Source organism: Massilia oculi (assembly GCF_003143515.1).
Classification (GTDB): Bacteria; Pseudomonadota; Gammaproteobacteria; order Burkholderiales; family Burkholderiaceae_D; genus Telluria; species Telluria oculi.
On record NZ_CP029343.1, the window covers coordinates 1,087,173 to 1,106,170 of the forward strand.

12 protein-coding genes are annotated in these 18,998 nt (G+C 67.6%); 6 read left to right on the forward strand and 6 right to left on the reverse strand.

Annotated features, from left to right (window positions below):
* Positions 1–72 precede the first annotated feature (72 nt).
* The 4 genes from DIR46_RS05090 (at position 73) to DIR46_RS05105 (ending at position 3,970) form a co-directional block, all read left to right on the forward strand.
* A complete protein-coding gene (locus tag DIR46_RS05090) occupies positions 73–1,473 on the forward strand; it encodes an L-cystine transporter (RefSeq protein ID WP_109344267.1) in 1,401 nt (466 codons plus the stop codon).
* A 96-nt stretch (positions 1,474–1,569) separates the two neighbouring features.
* Complete coding sequence (locus tag DIR46_RS05095; protein WP_109344268.1) at positions 1,570–2,334, forward strand: histidine phosphatase family protein; 765 nt, start codon at positions 1,570–1,572, stop codon at positions 2,332–2,334.
* 8 nt (positions 2,335–2,342) lie between these two features.
* On the forward strand, positions 2,343–3,338 hold the full coding sequence (locus DIR46_RS05100; RefSeq protein WP_109344269.1) for an NAD(P)H-hydrate dehydratase: 996 nt from the start codon (positions 2,343–2,345) through the stop codon (positions 3,336–3,338).
* Between the two features lie 266 nt (positions 3,339–3,604).
* Positions 3,605–3,970: a hypothetical protein gene (locus DIR46_RS05105; RefSeq protein ID WP_109344270.1), complete on the forward strand. Its 366-nt coding sequence runs from the start codon at positions 3,605–3,607 to the stop codon at positions 3,968–3,970.
* A gap of 203 nt (positions 3,971–4,173) precedes the next feature.
* Here the strand turns inward: DIR46_RS05105 and DIR46_RS05110 are convergent, their stop codons facing one another.
* The 4 genes from DIR46_RS05110 to DIR46_RS05125 all read right to left on the reverse strand — a co-directional run bounded on the left by DIR46_RS05110 (position 4,174) and on the right by DIR46_RS05125 (position 13,570).
* Positions 4,174–8,289 (reverse strand): ATP-binding protein, encoded by a 4,116-nt coding sequence (locus DIR46_RS05110; RefSeq protein ID WP_229446501.1) that lies wholly within the window; start codon positions 8,287–8,289, stop codon positions 4,174–4,176.
* Positions 8,290–8,533: 244 nt separating this feature from the next.
* Positions 8,534–11,734, reverse strand: a complete 3,201-nt coding sequence (locus tag DIR46_RS05115; RefSeq protein WP_109344271.1) for an efflux RND transporter permease subunit — start codon at positions 11,732–11,734, stop codon at positions 8,534–8,536.
* A 30-nt stretch (positions 11,735–11,764) separates the two neighbouring features.
* The gene (locus DIR46_RS05120; RefSeq protein ID WP_109344272.1) at positions 11,765–12,916 is read right to left on the reverse strand and encodes an efflux RND transporter periplasmic adaptor subunit; all 1,152 of its coding nucleotides are present in this window, start codon (positions 12,914–12,916) and stop codon (positions 11,765–11,767) included.
* 231 nt (positions 12,917–13,147) lie between these two features.
* A complete protein-coding gene (locus tag DIR46_RS05125) occupies positions 13,148–13,570 on the reverse strand; it encodes a divergent PAP2 family protein (protein ID WP_109344273.1) in 423 nt (140 codons plus the stop codon).
* A gap of 133 nt (positions 13,571–13,703) precedes the next feature.
* Between DIR46_RS05125 and DIR46_RS05130 the strand changes: the two genes are divergently transcribed.
* Positions 13,704–14,762, forward strand: a complete 1,059-nt coding sequence (locus DIR46_RS05130; protein WP_109344274.1) for a DUF475 domain-containing protein — start codon at positions 13,704–13,706, stop codon at positions 14,760–14,762.
* Between the two features lie 117 nt (positions 14,763–14,879).
* Positions 14,880–15,293, forward strand: a complete 414-nt coding sequence (locus DIR46_RS05135) for a DUF8785 domain-containing protein (protein WP_109344275.1) — start codon at positions 14,880–14,882, stop codon at positions 15,291–15,293.
* A gap of 30 nt (positions 15,294–15,323) precedes the next feature.
* On the opposite strand, the gene DIR46_RS05140 is transcribed toward DIR46_RS05135, so the two are convergent.
* Positions 15,324–17,744, reverse strand: coding sequence for a coiled-coil domain-containing protein (locus tag DIR46_RS05140; RefSeq protein ID WP_109344276.1), 2,421 nt, complete (start codon positions 17,742–17,744; stop codon positions 15,324–15,326).
* Between the two features lie 104 nt (positions 17,745–17,848).
* The gene (locus DIR46_RS05145; RefSeq protein WP_109344277.1) at positions 17,849–18,856 is read right to left on the reverse strand and encodes a serine/threonine protein kinase; all 1,008 of its coding nucleotides are present in this window, start codon (positions 18,854–18,856) and stop codon (positions 17,849–17,851) included.
* Positions 18,857–18,998: the final 142 nt, after the last annotated feature.

The window sequence follows — 18,998 nt, forward strand, 5'->3', positions numbered from 1 at the left end:
ATGTGACATTAACACTACGGCAAGGCAACTTTGCCGATAGAATGGCGCGATTCCTTGCTTCAACCGAGTGTCATGACCTTTCCCGTCCTCCTTAACCTGACCCTTGCCCTGGCCATCTGCGCACTCCTGTATGGCATGCAGGCGCGCCATGCGTCGTTCACCAAGCGCGTGTTCGCCGGCCTCGGGCTCGGCGTCGTGCTCGGCGCCGGGCTGCAAGCCGTGTATGGCGCCGGCTCGAGCGAGATCGTGGCGACCACTGCCTGGCTCGACGTGATCGGCAGCGGCTACGTCAAGCTGCTGCAAATGATCATCATCCCGCTGATCATGGTGTCGATCGTGCAGGCCATCCTCAAGCTGCGCGACGCCGCGTCGCTCGGCAAGATCAGCACCCTCACCATCGGCATCCTCCTGATCACGACCGTGGTCGCGGCCATCATCGGCATCGCGATGGCCAAGCTGTTCGGCCTGTCGGCCGTGGGCCTGACCGCCTCGAGCGCCGAAGTCGCGCGCGGCGAATACCTGCAGGGCAACCTGGCCACGGCGCAGCAACTGTCGCTGCCGTCGCTGCTGCTGTCCTTCATTCCGGCCAATCCCTTCCTCGACATGACGGGCGCGCGCAAGACCTCGACCATCGCGGTGGTGGTGTTCGCAGTCTTCATCGGCGTCTCGGCGGTCGGCATTGCCGGCAAGAAGCCGGAAGTGTTCCAGTCCTTCAGCGGCTTCGTGCACGTGGCCCACGTGATCGTGATGCGCATGGTGACCCTGGTGCTGCGCCTGACCCCGTTCGGCGTGTTCGCCCTGATGGCCAAGATGGTGGCCGGCTCCAGCCTGCAGGACATCCTGGGCCTGCTCAATTTCGTGGTCGCCTCGTATGCGGCGCTGGCGCTGATGTTCTGCGTGCACCTGGCGATGGTGGCCGGCGTCGGGCTCAATCCGCTGCGCTACGTGAAGAAGATCTTCCCGGTGCTGGTGTTCGCCTTCACCTCGCGCACCAGCGCCGGCTCGATCCCGATGAGCGTGGCGACCCAGACCGCGCGCCTGGGCACGCCGGAGGGCACGGCCAACTTCGCCGCCTCGTTCGGCGCCACCATCGGCCAGAACGGCTGCGCCGGCATCTATCCGGCGATGCTGGCGGTGATGATCGCGCCAACGGTCGGCATCGATCCGTTCACGGCCGCGTTTCTCTTGCCACTGCTGGCGATCGTCGCCTTCGGCTCGATCGGCGTGGCCGGAGTCGGCGGCGGCGCCACCTTCGCGGCCCTGATCGTGCTGTCGGCGATGGACTTGCCGGTGGCGCTGGCGGGCCTGCTGATCTCGGTGGAACCATTGATCGACATGGGCCGCACGGCGCTCAACGTCAGCGGCTCGATCGCGGCCGGCAGCGTCACCAGCCGGGTGCTGGGCCAGACCGATATGCGGGTGTTCCAGGACGATGCCGACGTCAACCTCGACGGCGACGAACAGGCCGTGTAAGCACGCCTAACCATCGCCGCGGGCGGCAGCAATCGTGCGCTGACGCCCTGCCGAATCCGTCATGATGACGCCATGCTAACTTTTCGGCGGACGACGATGGAGCAGAAGTGGCCTCAGGAAATCTGGCTGGTCCGGCATGGGCAAAGCGCGGGCAATGTCGCGCGTGACCTGGCGGAAGCCGCCGCCGGGCACCGCATCGACATCGCCGATCGCGACGTCGACGTGCCGCTGTCCGAACTGGGCGAGCGCCAGTCCGAAGCCCTGGGCGCCTGGTTCGCCGCCCTGCCGCCGCACCAGCGGCCCAATGTGGTGCTGCACTCGCCCTATGTCCGCGCGGCCGAGACCGCCAACATCCTGATGCAGCGCCTGGAGCGCGACGAACTGCTGTGCGTGCTGTCCGACGAGCGCCTGCGCGAGAAAGAATTTGGCGTGCTCGACCGTCTTACGACGCACGGCATCGCCCACCACTTCCCCGACCTGTACGAGCAGCGCCAGCACGTCGGCAAGTTCTATTTCCGCCCGCCCGGCGGCGAAAGCTGGTGCGACGTCATCCTGCGCCTGCGCAGCGTGATGGACACGCTCGAGCGCGACTTCTGCGGCGAACGTGTGCTGATCGTCGCGCACCAGGTCACGGTTAACTGCTTCCGCTACCTGTTCGAACACTTGAACGAGGCGCAGATCCTGGACTTCGACCGCGCCGGCGACGTGCCCAACTGCTCGGTCACGTCCTATGAGTTCGACCCCGACAAGGGCAAGCGCGGCGACCTGGCCGTGCGCCTCGTGAACTTCGTGGCGCCGCTGGAGGCCACCGGCACCCCGGTCACCGTCGCCAGGGATGTGCCGACCTCGCCCAAGGCTTGACGCCCGCCATGGATTCCGGCAATCACACCGTGCACGACCTGGACGCCGCCTGCCTGGCCGCGTGGCCGCTGCCGCAACCCGAGGCCGAGGGCGACAAGGAGTTGCGCGGTCACGTCCTGGTGCTGGGCGGCTCGCGCGAAATGCCGGGCGCCATCATCCTGGCCGCCACCGCGGCCCTGCGCGCCGGCGCCGGCAAGCTGACCATCGCGACCGGGGCCAGCGTGGCCCAGTTGGTGGCGCTGGCGATGCCCGAGGCGCGCGTGATCGGCCTGACGGAAAACGACACCGACGGTTTCCACCTCGACGCACTTGGCAGCCTGGATCCGCTGGCCGACAAGGTCGACGCGGTGCTGGTCGGCCCCGGCATGCGCGACGCCCCATGCACCGCGCGCCTGGTGCACGCGCTGCTGCCCCGCCTCGACGAATCGGGCGTCGGCCTGGTGCTCGACGCCTGCGCGATGGACGTCATGCTGCACATGCCGCACGACTGGCCCGAAGGCAAGCCGATGCGCTTCGAGCGGCCAGTCATCATGACACCGCACTGCGGCGAAATGGCGCACCTGACCGGCCTCGAGAAAGACTGCATCGTCGGCCAGCCAGACGCCCCGGCGCTGCAGGCGGCGCGCGACTGGAATGCGGTGATCGCGCTCAAGGGCGCACGCACGGTGATCGCGGCGCCGGACGGCACGCTGTGGCAACACAAGGGCGCGGGCAATATTGGCCTGGCCATCTCGGGCTCAGGCGACGTCCTGGCCGGCATCATCGCCGGCCTGCTGGCGCGCGGCGCCGCGCCGGAACAGGCGGCCTGCTGGGGCGTGGCATTGCACGCGCGCGCCGGCGACCGCCTGGCAGAGCGCCTTGGCACCTTGGGATATTTGGCGCGAGAAATTTCTATGGAAGTACCCGCGCTGCTGGAACAGATCGGGCACGCCGACCACGTCAAGCATAGCGCCGATGACAGGAACGTCCGGGCCGTGCCTGGGGACGAACAGCTGGGGGCTTGACGCCCGGCTGACGAAAACTCTGTAAAAAATGTTACGGAGTGGAGCAAGAGTGCGGTATCTAACGAACCGGCAGACGGGCTTCCGGTCTAATGGGCACAGTTGGATTGAAGTACGCACCGGGGCCGCGTATTCCGTCGGTTCCCTGAGTGTTCCGCCCTTAAATTGCAAAGGGGTCGGAACTAACTGGCGCCGCAGACCTTCCAGCGCCTCACCACAATGAGCTGGAAACTTCGGCACGAAGATAGACGTAAAACGAGGAGTCAACAATGAATGCAATGACCAAAGCACCAAAAATCCTGCTGACCGCCGCTGTCCTGGCATCCCTGCTGGGCGCCTGCAAGAAGGACGACGCAGCGACCACCACCACCCCGGCCGACACTTCGGCGACCATGCCAAGCAGCACCTCGGGCGCCACCGGCACCACGGGTGACGTGGGCACCGGCGCAACCGGCACCGGCACCACCGGCACCGGCACCACCGACATGGGCACCAGCGGCACCACCGGCGCGACCGGCACCGCCGGCGACACCAGCGGCGCGACCGGCACCATGGACACCACCACGCCGCCAACCACCACCGATCCGGCGACCACCACCACCACCACGCCGCCGACCGGCACCACCGGCCAGTAATCGATTGGGCGATTCACCGAACGACGCCCTGCTTGCAGGGCGCGCTCGGAACAGCGTTCCACGCAAGACCAGCACCCGGCTCCTCACGGCCGGGTTGTTTTTTTTCAGGCCCGCATCCGCCGCAGCCGGCTAGCCCGTCGTGCGCATCCTGGCTGCGACGTCGCGGATCAGATTCTCCACCATCGTGAAATCGGCCGGCTTGGTCAGGTGATGATCGAACCCCGCCTCGCTCGACCGTCGCCGATCCTGCTCCGCCCCCATCCCGTCAGCGCCACCAGCGTCGCGTTTTCCATGCCCGGGATGCGGCGCATCGATTCGGCCGCCTCATGGCCGCTCATGTCGGGCAGGCCGATATCCAGGAACACCACCTGCGGCAGGTCTTCGCCGGCGAGGCGCAACGCCGCGGCGCCGTCGTTGGCGACGCTGACGGTGTGGTCGTTCATTTCGAGCAGGGCTTGCAAGGTCTCGGCCGCGTCGACATTGTCGTCCACCACGAGGATGCGCAGCACGCCGCCCGGCGTGGCGGCGACCCGCGCAGCGGCCGGTTCGGGCGCGGCGCGGGTCCCCGCCATGCCGGGCGCCTCGGCCAGCGCATCCTGCGGCAACGGCAGCCACACCGTGAACTGGCTACCCATGCCGGCGCCGGCGCTGCTGGCCGTCACCCGGCCGCCATGCAGCTTGACCAGGCGCTGGACCAGGTTCAGGCCCACGCCCAGGCCGCCCTGCGCCATCTCGGTGCCGAGATGGGCCTGGGCATACATGTCGAACACCGTCTCGAGCGCCGGGCCGGCGATGCCGATGCCGTTGTCCGACACCGTGAGCGCCACCTCGTTCGCCTCGACCCGCGCCGCAAGCTCGATCGCCCCGCCCTGCGGCGTGTACTTGGCCGCGTTGTTGAGCAGGTTGCTCAGGACCTGGGCCACGCGGTGGCGGTCGGCGTGCAGCGCCAGCGGCGCTTGCGGCAGGCGCAAGGCCAGCGCGTGCTTGCGCGCATCGACCAGCGGCATGCTCATGTCGACCGCCTCGCGCACCACGTCGGCCAGCAGCACGCGTTCCAGGCGCAAGGTCACCTTGCCCTCGGCCAGGCGCGCCATGTCGAGCAGGTCGTCGACCAGGTGCACCATGTGGTCGACCTGGCGCCGCATGATGGCCTGCACGTCGCCGCTGGCGGCGCCGATGCGCATCAGCTCCAGGCCCGAGCGGATCGGCGCCAGCGGGTTGCGCAGCTCGTGCGCGAGCGTGAACAGGAAGTCGCTTTGTGCGCGGTTCTTCTGTCCCAGTTCGCTGGCCAGGCGCTGCAGCTCCTGCTCCGCGCACTTCTGGCTGTCGATGTCGAGGGTCACGCCATCGAAGCGCTCCGGCTGGCCGTGCTTGCCCAGGCCGCACCAGCCGATCGCGCGCAGCCAGCGCTGCGCGCCGCCGGCCACGGTGCGGAACTCCTGGTCGAGCGGCGCGCCGGAGCGCACCGTGTGTTCCACGCTCGCGGCCAGACGTTCCCGGTCTTCCGGGGCGACCGCCGCCAGCAGCGCATTCACCGACGCCTGGCGCGGGCCATCCAGGCCGAAGTGCACCGCCATTTCGGCGTTGAGCTGGAACTCGGTGAACGGCGCATCGGCGTACCAGACGCCGATGTCGCCCGCCTCGGACACCCGCTCGAAGCGCTCCTGCAGGGTCTTGCGCACCTGAATGTCGATCACCGTGCCAACATAGCCATCCGGCTCGCCCGCCGCGCTCAGGCGCGGCATGCCGGAGTCGATGAACCAGCGGTAGCTGCCGTCGTGGCAGCGCAGGCGGTAGTCGAACGAGAACGGCTCGCGCGCCGCGTTCGCGGCCAGGAAGATCTCGCCGGCGCGGCCGCGGTCCTCGGGATGGACATTGTCGAGCCAGCCCAGGCCCAGGTCCTGCTCCGGCGTTCGGCCGGTGTAGTCGTACCAGCGCTGGCTGAGATAAGTGCACCGGCCGTCATTGTCGGTGGTCCACAACATCGCCGGCGAGGCGTCGACCAGGGCCCGCACATGGGCTTCGCGCGCGCGCGCATCGTGCTCCATCTGGCGCCGCTCCCGCCCCATGGCCACCTGGGTTTGCACCCGGGCCAGCAGCTCGTTGGCCGAGAACGGCTTGACCAGGTAGTCGTCGGCGCCGGCCTGCAGGCCTTCGACCTTGGCTTCCTCGCCGGCGCGCGCCGACAGCAGCATCACCGGCAGCAGGCGCAGCGCCTCGCTGGCGCGGACCCGCGCGATGAGGCCGAAGCCGTCGAGCTTCGGCATCATCACGTCGCTCAGCAGCAGGTCGGGCGGGTCGGCCAGCGCGAGCTCGAACGCGGCCTGGCCGTCCGCGCACACGCGCACCTCTGCATGCGGCTCGAGCAAGGCCTTCAGGTAGGCGCGCATATCGTTGTTGTCGTCGGCGATCAGGATGCGCGCTCTGGCCTGGCCGGCGATGTCGACCGGGGCCGGCTGCCCCTCCTCCCGCGGTGGCGCCTCGGCGTCCGGCAGCCAGCGCAGCGCTTCCTCGACGAAGGCGGAACCCATGCGCTGGCGGTCTTCCATCGTGTCCGGCGCGTGCAGGATGCGGTCCTGCGGCAGGTGAGCGTGGCCGAACGGCAGGTCGACGTCGAAGCGCGTGCCTTCGCCGAACGTGCTGGTCACGGCGATGGTCCCGCCATGCAGGCGCACCAGTTCCTGGATCAGGGCCAGGCCGATGCCGGTGCCTTCATAGGTGCGCCCCGGCGCGCCCTCGATGCGGTGGAAGCGTTCGAACATGCGCGGCAGCTCGTGCTCGGGGATGCCGGTACCGGTGTCCTGCACCGACAGCCGCGCCATGCCGGCATGCTCGCGCAAGCTGACCGTGACGCTGCCGTTCAGGGTGAACTTGAAGGCGTTGGACAGCAGGTTGAAGACGATTTTTTCCCACATGTCGCGGTCGACGCACACCGGCTGGCCCAGGTCCTGCAGCTCGACCTTGTAGGCCAGGCCGCCCTTGGCCATGGCCGATTCGAACACGCCAGCCAGGTCGAGCGTCAGGTGCGCCAGGTCCACCGGCACGTAACTGGCCTGCACCCTGCCGGCCTCGATGCGCGAGAAGTCGAGCAGCGAGTTGACCAGCTTGAGCAGGCGCAGCGCGTTGCGGTGGGTAACTTCGATGCGCTTCCTCTGGGCAGCGCTCATGCTGCCCTCGGCGTCGGCCAGGGCGTCTTCGAGCGGGCCGAGGATCAGGGTCAGCGGCGTGCGGAATTCGTGCGATACGTTGGAAAAGAAGGCGGTCTTGGCGCGGTCGATCTTGGCCAGTTCCTCGGCGCGGCGCTGCTCCTGCTCGTAGGCGATGACGTTGCCGACCGCGGTGTTCACGGCGGCCCCCAGCAATTCATAGAAGTTGCGGTAGTCGGCGTCGAGCGCGCGGCGCACGCTCACGCCGGCGACCAGGAAGCCGAACAGCTCCTGCTGGCCCGGCAGCGACAGCGGCAGCACCAGCGCCGAGCGCGGCGGATCGTCGTAAGGTCCGCAGGCGGCGCCGGCGAGGCGCGCGGCGACGTCGTCGACCTGCGCCGCCGCGCCCGTGGCGGCGCAGCGCGCGAACGGCCAGCAATCGTCGTCCAGCGGCGCCGACCGCGGCGCCAGCGCGCAGTGCGGCGGCAAGCCGCCGCCGCCGCGCAGCTCCAGGATCCCGCTGTCCTGGTCGATCTGGTAGAACAGCATGAACGGCACGTCGGCCTCCATGCGCTCGCCATGCGCCGTCAGCTGCTGGCCGATCTCGGCCATCGAGCGGGTCGTCGCCAGGCCGGCGGTCAGGTCGCGCAACCCCTGGCTGCGGCGCGCGCCCAGCACCTGGGCCGTGGTTTCGGTAATCGGGTGAAAGATGCCGCCCACCGTCCCCGACTCGTCGCGGATCGGCGAGAACGAGAACGTCATGTTCGCTTCCTCGAGATAGCCGCTGCGGTCGAGGAACATCTGCTGATCCTTGATGTAGGCGCCGTCGCCCTGGTGGGCGCGCTCGAAGGCCGCGCCCACCACCGGCAAGGCCGACGCCCATACCACCTTGAACGGCGCCCCCATCGACGCCGGATGCAGGTCGCCGCAGATCGGACGGTAGGCGTCGTTATAGATCTGGATGTCGTCCGGCCCCCAGCACACCAGGATCGGGAAGGTCGAGGACAGGCACAGGCTGACCGAGGTGCGCAGGCTCTGCGGCCAGTCCGACAATGGTCCGAGCGGCGTCTTCGACCAATCCATGCTGCGGATCAGTTCTCCCATCTCGCCGCCACCGGCGAGCCAGTTCAGGTCGGAATCGACAAGCGTGGAGGATGACGGGAGTGCGGACATGGTACGGGACCTTACGGCGGGAACGATAAAAGACGGATTCTTGACACCCTGTTCACTGCGGCGCATGCAGTCCGGCGTCAACTCATGCAGAGGGCATCCGCTATTAGACCATAACAACAGGAAATACCGGCGCAATATGGGCAAGTGCGCGGCGAGCGCATGCGGCTCGTCGTCGAAAAGACACGGCCAGCGCATGGCTGGCCGTGTCGGATCCAGGGCGGCAGGCGCCGCCCGCAGGTCGGGATCAGGCCGGCACGGCCTTGCCGCGGCCGGTCGCCAGGCGGCCGATGCGAACGATCACGCGGTAGACCAGGCGCACGAAGGTCAGGGTCAGGATCGCTTCGACGAAGGTCATCAGGAAGGCCGGCAGCGCGTTCCAGCGCTCTGCGCGCCGGCCATACTTGGCCAGCATGCGGTCGCGGGCGATCTCGATGCTGTCGTAGAAGGTCGGCACCACCAGCAGGGTCAGCACGGTCGAGGTGATCGTGCCGCCGATGATGGCGATCGCCAGCGGCTGGTAGAACTCGCCCGCGTCGCCGAAGGCCAGCGCCACCGGCAGCATGCCGGCGATCAGCGCGAAGGTCGTCATCAGGATCGGACGCAGGCGCTTGCGGCCGGCCGCCATCAGGGCTTCCTCGCGGTCCATGCCTTCGTGCTCGAGGGCGCGGGCGGCGTCCAGCAGCAGGATCGCGTTCTTGGCCACCAGGCCCATCAGCATGATGATGCCGATCATGCTCATCAGGTTGAGCGTGTGCCCCGTGATGATCAGCGCCACGACCACGCCGATCAGCGACAGCGGCAGCGACATCATCACGCCGATCGGCGCCGTGAACGAACCGAACTGCATCACCAGGATCAGGTACATCAGGGCGATGCCCGACAGCAGCGCGATGATCATTTCGGTGAACAGCTCCTGCTGGTCTTCACCCGAGCCGCCCAGCGCCAGGCCATAGCCCGGCGGGAAGTCGAAGGTGCGCGCCAGCTTCATGGCGTCGGCCGTGACCTCGCCCGGCGAACGTCCCTGGGCATTGGCGGACACGGTGATCATGCGCTCGCCGTTCTTGTGACGGATGGCCGACGGCCCCTTGCCCATGGTGATCTCGGCGATCTGGTCGAGCGGCACCATCATGCCGGTGCCGCCGACCGAGATCGGCAGGCGCTCGATGCTCTCGGTATTGACGCGGTCGTCCGGATGCAGGCGCACGGCGACGTCGCGGGTCTCGCTGGTCGGGTCGACCCAGTCGCCCACCTCGATGCCGGCGAAGGCCACGCGCAGCGACTGGGCGGCGTCGTTGACGGAGATGCCCATCATGTTCGCCAGGCCGCGGTCGAGCACGATCTGCAGCTCGTTCTTCGGATCCTGCTCGGACAGGGTGACGTCGACCGCGCCCGGCACTTCGCGCAGCTTGGCCATATAGGCATTGGTCAGTTCCATCAGCTTGCGCGAATCGGGGCCGCTGAATTCGATCTGCACCGGCTTGCCGTTTCCGCTCAGGTCGTCCATGACGACGTACTCGGCGCCGACCAGGCGGCTGATCTTCTGGCGCAGCTCGACCGCGACTTCGGAGGCGCTGCGTTCGCGCTGGCGGCGCTTGCCGATGTCGACATAGACGCGGCCGCCGTTCAGGTTGACGTTGCTGTTGGTGTCCTCGGCTTCGGGCAGGGTGCGCGCCAGCTCGGCGGCCGCCTCGACCTTGCGGCGGGCGTACTCGACGCTCGACGAGGCCGGCACGCGCACGTCGATCATGATCGTGCCCGAGTCCATCTTGGGCAGGAAGCTCGAGCCGCCGAACGTCGAGTGCAGGGCGATCGCGCCGACGAAGCTGGCCAGCGCCAGGAAGCCCATCCAGCGGCGGTGGTGCAGCGCCCAGGCGATCACGCGGCCATAACGGTCGGCCTGGTGGTCGAACCAGTGGTTGAACTTGTCCAGCACGCGACCGAGGCCTTTCTTGGGCGCGGTGTGGTGATCCGGCGGGTCGCCCCAGTAGGCCGACAGCATCGGGTCCAGCGTGAACGAGATGAGCAGCGACACGATCACCGAGCACGTCACGGTGAGCGCGAACGGACGGAACCACTCGCCGGACACGCCAGGCATGAAGGCCACCGGCACGAACACGGCCATGATGGAGAAGGTCGTGGCGGCCACGGCCATGCCGATCTCGGCGGTGCCTTCCAGCGCCGCGGTGCGGCGGTCGGAACCCATTTCCATGTGGCGCACGATGTTTTCGCGCACCACGATCGCATCGTCGATCAGCACGCCGATCGCCAGCGACAGGCCCAGCAGGGTCATGAAGTTGAGGGTGAAGCCGCACAGCCAGACCGCGATGAAGGCCGCCAGCACCGAGGTCGGCAGGGCCAGCGCGGTGATCAGGGTCGAGCGCCACGAGTTAAGGAAGGCATACACCACGAACACGGTCAGCACCGCGCCCAGTACCAGCGCCTCGATCACATTGTTCAGGCTCGACTGGGCATCCTCGCCGCCGTCGCGGGTGACTTCCAGCTTGGTGCCTTCGGGCAGGTGCTTGTTCGCTTCCTTGACGACTTCGTGCACCTTCTTGGCCAGGGACACGGTCGACGCGTCACGCGAACGGGAAATCTGCAGGCCGACGTTCGGCTTGCCGCTGCGCATGGACAGGCTGTTGATGTCGGCGAAGCCGTCCTGGATCTCGGCCACCTGGTTCAGGCGGACGATGGTGTCGCCATTGCGCTTGACCACGATCTGCGAAAAATCTTCGGGTCGCTCGATGCGGCCGACCAGGCGGATGCCCTTCTCATCCAGCTCGTCGCGCAGCTTGCCGACCGGCGCATTGGTATTGCCGCTACGCAGGGCGTTGGTGACCTCCGTGACCGAGACATTGAATTCACGCAGCTTCTCGGCGCGCAGCAGCACCGACAACTCGCGCCGCAGGGCGCCGTTGACGGCCACCGTCGAGACGCCGTCGATGGCGCGGAACTGGTCGGCCAGCACGTCCTCGGCGTAGCGCGAGATTTCGGCATGGCTCTGGGTGCTGGACGACAGGGCCAGCGACATCACCGGTTCCGCGGCCGGGTCGATGCGGCGCAGCACCGGCTCGCGCATTTCGATCGGCAGCTTGTAGCGCACCGCGGCGATGGCGTTGCGCACGTCGTCCGAGGCTTCGATCAGGTTGCGGTCGAAGTCGAACTCCATCCAGATCGTGGCGCCGCCCTCGTAGGAGTTGGAATTGACTTCGGTGACGCCCTGGATCGCCTGCATCTGCTTCTCGAGGCGGTTGGTGATCTCCCGCTCGGACGTCTCGGGCGAGGCGCCCGGATACGGGATGTCGACCACGATGACCGGGATGTCGACGTCGGGATTCTGGTTGACCCGCAGCTTGGACAGCGCGAGCAGGCCGATGGCCATCATCGCGACGATGATGACGATCGTCGCGACCGGTTTCTTGACACTGAAATTGGACAGGAACATGGTTTGTTTTCCTAGTTATTATTTCCCGTATTACTTGCCCTGGACCGGCGCATTCGCGCTGCCGGTCCCTGCCGCGCTGGCGACACGGGCCGCCGGCATGTCGACCTTCTGACCATCCTTCAGGTTCGAGCTCGGGGAACGCAGCACGACGTCGCCGGCGGCCAGGCCCTGCTTGATTTCCAGGTTGCCGGTGCGCGGGTCGCGCGCGCCCACCACCAGGTTGACCTTGGACAGGGTTTTATCCTTGATGCGCCAGGTGTGGCTGCTGTCGCCGACCCGCACCAGGGCCGATTCCGGCAGCATCAGGGCGTCGGTGGCGGCCGCGTCGACGCGGCCTTCGGCATACAGGCCGGCCACGCGCGGCTGGGCCTTGTCGGCGAAGCCCACCAGCACCTCGACCTGGCGGGTGACCGGGTTCGCAGCGGGGTCGATGCGCTTGACGATGCCGGCGAATCGCTGTTCGCCATAGCCGTTGACGCGGAAATTGACTTTCTGGCCGACCTTGACGGTGCTGACCGCATCGGCCGATACCGCGCCTTCGAAGCGCATGCTGGCCGGGTCGATGACTTTCACGAGTTCCTTGCCGATATTGGCGGTGTCGCCGTTGGAGACCTTGCGCTCGGAGACGATGCCGTCGAACGGCGCGCGCACGGTGGTGCGGGCCAGCTGCTGGCGCGCGGTGGCGACGCGGCTCCGGGCGCCGGACAGTTCACTCATGGCGTTGTTGCGCGCCATCTCGGCGTCGTCCAGGGCCTTGGCCGAGGTCATGCCGGAGGCGGTCAGGGTCTTCAGGCGCTCGAGCTGGCGGTTGGCCTGTTCCAGCGCCAGGCTGGCGGCGCGCTGCGCATCCTCGGCCGACGTCAGGGTGTCGCGGATCGAGGTTTCATCGAGACGCACCAGCACGTCGCCGCGCTTGACCGGCTCGCCGTTCTCCTTCAGCACCTGCAGCACGATGGCCGACACTTCGGCGCGCAGGTCAGCCTTGCGTTCGGGCTGGATCGAGCCGGTGATGACCGGGCCGGACGAGATCGAGTCGCTCTGGATCGTCAATACATCCTCGGGCGCCACCGTCAGCTGCGTGAGCTTGTTGTCCTTGGCCTGGCCGGGGGCCTTGGCGGAATCCTTGCCGCAGGCGACGAGGCTTGAAGCGATGGCTAGAACGAGGAGGGTTTTGCGCAGCATTGTGGTTCTCCAGAGAAGGACTTGGTCTTTTTTATAAAAATGAGAATAGATACAGCCAGCGCGAAGTATTCAGGAGGGCCCTGATGGCGTCAATTGACGAACCTGTATAACGCCGAATTCGATGGATGAACTGCGTTTTTTGGCGATGAGCTGCATTCCAGCCCGGACGAGATGCGGGATGAAACGGACAGGCGGACGTCCGGGGGATGGACGCCCGCTGTATGTACATGATCAGAAGCCGCCGAGGACGGCATTGATCAGGAAGCCCATGCCGATGCCGGTCAGGACGCCACCTAGGATCTCGATCTTGGTATGGCCCATCCTTTCGCGCAGGATCACGTAGTCGGCCTTGCCGTCGTGCAGCCGGTTGAGCGACACCGCGTGGCGGCCGACGTGCTGGCGCAGGCTGTTGGCGTCGATCATGACGATGAAGGCCAGCGTGCAGGCCACGCCGAAGGCCGGGTGGCCCATGCCCTCGCGCAGGGCGATCAGGGTGGCCATGCTGGACACGACCGCGCTATGGTTGCTGGGAAAGCCGCCATTGCCGACCAGGTCGAAGGCCCAGCGCCGCAGGCGGACACTCGAAATGAGAAACTTGATCGGGCCGACCACCATCCAGGTCAGTATGGGCGTCGCGAGGTAGATAATTTCCATGATGTCTTCTAGGTGAAAATGCTGGGCGGAATTATCTCAGAAGCAAGGCGCGGTGGGCGACTTTTGAAACGGACGCATCAGGCCGGGAAACGGTAATATTGACCCAACGAGTCAAACCACACAAGAGGGGCATATGCGGCATTTCCGATGGTCTTTCATCGTCACGGCAGTCCTGATGACCCTGGCCGGCTGGTGGGGCTACGAGCACAAGGGCATGCCCGGGCTGCTGCAGGCCCTGTGGATCACCGCCATCCTCGGCGTGCTGGAAGTGTCGCTTTCTTTCGACAATGCCGTCGTCAACGCCTCGGTGCTCAAGCACTGGAACGAATTCTGGCGCAAGCTGTTCCTCACGGTCGGGATCCTGGTGGCGGTGTTCGGCATGCGCCTGTTGTTTCCGTTGGTGATCGTCGCCGCCGCCACCGGCCTCGGCCTGCTCGACGTCTGGCATATGGCGCTCGACAACCCCAATGAATATTCACGCCACCTGACCGAACACCACGCCGAAGTCGCGGCCTTCGGCGGCGCCTTCCTGTTACTGGTGTTCCTGAACTTCCTCTTCGACACGGAAAAAGAACTGCATTGGATTACCTGGTTCGAGGAAAAAGTCGGCAAATACGGCTCCGAGGGGCTAGCCGTGCTGATTACCCTGCTGGGCGTGATCGGCGCGATGCGCCTGATGCCGGAGGTGCGCAAGCTGGCGGTGCTGATCGCCGGCGTCACCGGGGTACTGATCTATATCGGCGTCAAGTGGCTGAGCGGACTGCTCGAAGAGAAGGAAGAAGACCCGTCGGTCGGCGCCATGATCTCGCAGGGCAGCATCGGCGGCTTTCTCTATCTGGAAGTGCTGGACGCCTCGTTCAGCTTCGACGGCGTGATCGGTGCCTTTGCCATCACCAACGATGTCGTGATCATCATGCTGGGCCTGGCGATCGGCGCCATGTTCGTGCGCTCGATGACGGTGTTCCTGGTCTACAAGGGCACGCTGCAGGAATTCGTCTATCTCGAGCATGGGGCGCACTATGCGATCGGCATCCTGGCCCTGATCATGTTCGCCAGCGTGCACTATCACATCCCGGAATGGTTCACCGGACTGTCGGGGCTGGCCTTCATCCTGGTGTCGCTGTGGTCGTCCATACGCCACCGCAGGCGGATCGCGGCGCAGGAGGCCGAGGTAGCGGCGCGGACCGGCTGAATCGGTAAGACTGAGAATTGCGGTTTGCGATTACGGCAAGGCATGGCAGAATGGGCGCGCATCGCGCCAGCGCTGCCATATTGACAATCCAACCCTTTTTGATCGCCCTGCCCGACCATGCCCAAAGCCCGCGCCACCGCCATCCTGCTGTCCGTCATCGCCGTCGTCGCCGTGCTCGGTTCTCTGTACACCTGGTTCACTCTGACCTGGTCGTATTCCGAGGGCGACCGCGCCGGCTATCTGCAGACGTTCTCCAAGAAAGGCTGGCTGTGCAAGACCTGGGAGGGCGAGATCCTGCTGTCGAGCATGCCGGGAGCGATTCCCGAACGCTTCGCCTTCACCGTGCGCGATGAGGCGGTCGTGCAGCAACTGAACAGCAATATCGGCCGCCGCGTGCAGATCTCGTACGAGCAGCACAAGGGCGTGCCGACCAGCTGCTTTGGCGATACCGAGTATTTCGTCAAGCGTGCCTTGACCGGGCCGGTGGACCCGGTGTCGCCGAGCCAGGCGCAGGGAACGCCGGCACAGTAAGCGGCAGCGTCGGCGGCGCAGCCGCCACCCCTACTCCTTGTCCCGGTCGAGTTCGCGCTGGGCCGCGATCACTTCCGCCAGCCTCGCCGCCGCCTGCGCGGCCGAGGTGTCGCCGGCCCTCGCCTGCGACTGCTTGAACCGTCCTAACACTTCGCGCGTCAGGTCGGCCGACACGGAACGCTGGCCGGCTTCCACCTTGCGCTCGCCGATGACGCGCTCGGTCGCCGCCAGCTCGGCGGCCTGCTCATCCTGGCGCTTGCTTTCCAGGTTCACCAGGTGCTTGCGCGCATCGGCCATTTGAAGGGTCGCCTGCGCCGCCTTGCGCTGCATCTCGGCGTGGGCCTGGGCGTGCTCCAGCAGCGCGCGCTGGGCCTCGCGCTTGTCGACCGCCGCCTGCACCGCCGCCTGCTCGACCAGCTCGCGCTCGCGCGCCAGCCGGGCCTGTTCCTCCTCGGCCTCGGCGCGCGCTTCGGCGGCCTGGGCGGCGGCATGTTCCGACGCCAGCCGCGCCGCCTGCGCCTCGTTGGCGCGGGCGTCGGCCGCGGCCTGGGCGCGCTGGGCGGCCAGCTTGCGCTCGACCAGGGCCAGCGATTCGCGCGCGGCCTGCGTGGCTTCGCGCTCGGAGGCGATCGCCTGCTCGGTCAGCGCCACCTGCTGGCGCTCGACTTCGGTACGCTCGGCCTGGGCCTGGGCCAGCTCCTGCGCCCGGCGCGCATGCGCCTGCTGGGCGTCGCGCGTGGCCTCGGCTTGCGTGGCTTCTTCCGCCACCGCATCCATCTGGGCCTGCTGGGCCTCGAAGGCCGCGCGCTGGGCTTCTTCCAGGCGGCGCTCGGCCTGGGCCTTGGCGGCCAGCGCCGCCGCCGCGGCGGCTTCGGCTTCGCTGCGCGCCCGGGCCGCCTGCATCAATTCGCGCTCGGCCGCCACTTTCTGCTCGAGCTCAAGCAACGCCTGGGTCTCGGCCGCCACCCGCTCACGCTCGAGCTGGGCCAGGCGCTCGGCTTCTTCCCGTTTTTGCTCGGCCAGTTGCGCGGCCTGGCGCTGCAGTTCGACCAGTTCGGCCTCGAACGCGACCGCTTCCGCCTCGTCGGCATTGCGTCTGGCCTGGACCTCGGCCGCGGCCTCGGCCAGCGCCGCTTTTTCTTCGGCGAGAAGCCGCTCGCGCCGGTGCTCCTCGGCCTCGCGCCGGGCCGCCGCTGCCGCCGCTTCGTCGGCCGCGGCGCGCGCACGCGCATCCAGCGCCGCCTCGGCCTCGGCCTCCAGCCGGGCCTGCACCTGCTCGTCCGCTTCTTCCTCGGCGCGGACACGGTCTTCGGCCACCAGGCGCAGCTTGCGATCGGTCTCGATCCGGGCTTCGGTCGCGGCCAGGATGCGGGTCTCGGCCTCGCGCCGCGCCTCGGCGCTGGCAGCCGCCATCTGCTCCAGGCGCTCGCGGTGGGTGGCGGCGTCGCGCAATTCCTTTTCGGTCTGCAGGCGCATGCGCAGCGACTGGGCCGCGACGCGCTCGGACTCGGCCTGGGCCAGCGCGATCGCCTCGCGCTCCTGTTCGATATGGGCCATGGCGCGCGCTTCTTCCAGCGCGCGCGCCTCGGCTGCCGCGCGCTGGAACGCCGAGGCCAGGGCCACCTGGTCGGCGCGTTCGCGCTGCTGGGTCAGGTCGAGCGCCTCGGCTTCGGCCTCGGCCAGTTTCTCGGCGGTCTGGCGCGCGGCCTTTTCGGCGCGCTCGCGCTCGCGCGCCAGGATGGCGATGCGGGCATCGGCGCTGGCGTTGTGCAACACTTCTTCCTTGGCCGCTTCCACCGCGGCCATGCGCTCGGCGGCCTGCAGCCTGGCCTGCTCGGTATGCGCCACCAGCTCGTCGGCGGCGCGGGCGGCCTTGGCCGCCAGCTCGGCCTCGGCCTCCATCTGGACCGCGGCGCGGCGCCGCGCTTCTTCTTCGGAGCGCGAACGGGCCTCCAGCGCCAAGCGGATCTCGGTATCGCTCTTGACCCGCGCGCGCAGCTCGGCGGTCTCTTGCCGGATCGCTTCCAGGCGCTCGGCGGACGCCTTGGCGGCGGCGCGCAGGGATTCCAGGCGGTCGCGGTTGGCCGCGATCGCGTCTTCGGAGGCCTGCGAATTGGCCAGCGCGGCGGCGGCGGCGGCGGCATCGATGGCGGCGCGCTCGTCGGCCAGCGTGCGGGCGCGCGATTCGGCGGTCTGGCGGTTTTCAAAGGCGACGTTGGCCTTGGCCTCGGCTTCCACGCGCGCGATCGCTTCCTGGATTTCGCGCATCTCGAGGGGCTTGCGCGCGGACGACGCCGGAGCGGCCGCGGATGTTTGCGACGATGCGTCGGGCGCGGGTTCGGGCGACGCGTCAGGCGTTTCCCGCGACGCCTCGGCCGGCGCCATGCCGGCGGCCTGCGACAGGTCGATCGAGAAGTCGGCTTCGTCTTGCTTGGCTGGGTTTGGTTCCATGCGAGGTCTCAATGGCGGCGGTCGGTTCGATTATCCGGCAAATCCGTTCGGTATGCTACGCGGAACTGGGCGGCAATATTGGCTCAGCTCATCCATTTGACCCCTCACGCCGGCCACAGTGGCGGTTCGTCCATCAGGGCCACCTGCTCGCGCAGCTCGAGAATCCGGTCCTGCCAGTAGCGCTGGGTATTAAACCAGGGGAAGGCGGCCGGGAAGGCGGGATCGCTCCAGCGCATCGCCAGCCACGCCGCATAATGGATCAGGCGCAGGGTCCGCAAGGCCTCGACCAGGTACAGCTGGCGCGGGTGGAAATCGCAGAAGTCCTCGTAGCCGGCCAGCACGTCGGCCATCTGGCCGACCATCTCGTGACGCTCGCCCGAGAGCAACATCCACAAGTCCTGCACCGCCGGGCCCATGCGGCTATCGTCGAAGTCGACGAAATGGGGGCCGTCCGGCGTCCACAGGACATTGCCGCCGTGGCAGTCGCCGTGCAGGCGCAGCAGCGGCAGCTCGCCGGCGCGCTCGTAGCAGCGCGCCACGCCGTCCAGCGCCTGCTCGACCACGCTCGACCACGCGGCCATCAGCTCGGGCGGCACGAAATCGTGCTTGCGCAGGTAGTCGTAGGGCTGGCGCCCGAAAGTGACCGGATCCAGTGCCGGCCGGTGTTCATAGGCCTTGACCGCGCCCTGGGCATGGATGCGGCCGATGAAACGGCCGATCCATTCCAGCACGGCCGGGTCGCCCAGCTCGGGCGCGCGTCCGCCGCGGCGCGGGAAGACCGAAAAACGGAAGCCCGCGAAAGCGTGCAGGGTCTTGCCATCGATGACCAGGGCCGGCACGACCGGGATTTCTTGCTCCACCAGCTCGGCCACGAAGGCGTGTTCTTCGAGGATGGCGGCATCGGTCCAGCGTTCGGGCCGATAAAACTTGACCACCACCGGCCCGCCCTCTTCGCGGCCGACCTGGTATACGCGGTTCTCGTAGCTGTTCAGCGCCAGCAGGCGGCCATCGCCATGCATGCCGACACTGTCAAGCGCGTCCAGCACCAGGGCAGGATCGAGGCGCGCATACGGATGCTCGGGCGTTTCGTTGTCGGTGGTTAAGTTATCCATGTGCCTATTGTACGGCGGCGCACCGGGAAGCGGGAGTGGCCCGCATTTCACCCGCGCTGAGTTCGTTCCCGCACGGAGTGCGGCGTTGTTACACGGTCTCATGTCAGAAACCCCGAGCGCATGTCGCGCCGGGCGAGAAACC

Bases quoted from the DNA above. Each gene is read 5' to 3' on its own strand.
- DIR46_RS05090 (WP_109344267.1), top strand. From the start codon at position 73: ATGACCTTTCCCGTCCTCCTTAACCTGACCCTTGCCCTGGCCATCTGC.
- DIR46_RS05095 (WP_109344268.1), top strand. From the start codon at position 1,570: ATGGAGCAGAAGTGGCCTCAGGAAATCTGGCTGGTCCGGCATGGGCAA.
- DIR46_RS05100 (WP_109344269.1), top strand. From the start codon at position 2,343: ATGGATTCCGGCAATCACACCGTGCACGACCTGGACGCCGCCTGCCTG.
- DIR46_RS05105 (WP_109344270.1), top strand. From the start codon at position 3,605: ATGAATGCAATGACCAAAGCACCAAAAATCCTGCTGACCGCCGCTGTC.
- DIR46_RS05110 (WP_229446501.1), bottom strand. From the start codon at position 8,289: ATGTCCGCACTCCCGTCATCCTCCACGCTTGTCGATTCCGACCTGAAC.
- DIR46_RS05115 (WP_109344271.1), bottom strand. From the start codon at position 11,734: ATGTTCCTGTCCAATTTCAGTGTCAAGAAACCGGTCGCGACGATCGTC.
- DIR46_RS05120 (WP_109344272.1), bottom strand. From the start codon at position 12,916: ATGCTGCGCAAAACCCTCCTCGTTCTAGCCATCGCTTCAAGCCTCGTC.
- DIR46_RS05125 (WP_109344273.1), bottom strand. From the start codon at position 13,570: ATGGAAATTATCTACCTCGCGACGCCCATACTGACCTGGATGGTGGTC.
- DIR46_RS05130 (WP_109344274.1), top strand. From the start codon at position 13,704: ATGCGGCATTTCCGATGGTCTTTCATCGTCACGGCAGTCCTGATGACC.
- DIR46_RS05135 (WP_109344275.1), top strand. From the start codon at position 14,880: ATGCCCAAAGCCCGCGCCACCGCCATCCTGCTGTCCGTCATCGCCGTC.
- DIR46_RS05140 (WP_109344276.1), bottom strand. From the start codon at position 17,744: ATGGAACCAAACCCAGCCAAGCAAGACGAAGCCGACTTCTCGATCGAC.
- DIR46_RS05145 (WP_109344277.1), bottom strand. From the start codon at position 18,856: ATGGATAACTTAACCACCGACAACGAAACGCCCGAGCATCCGTATGCG.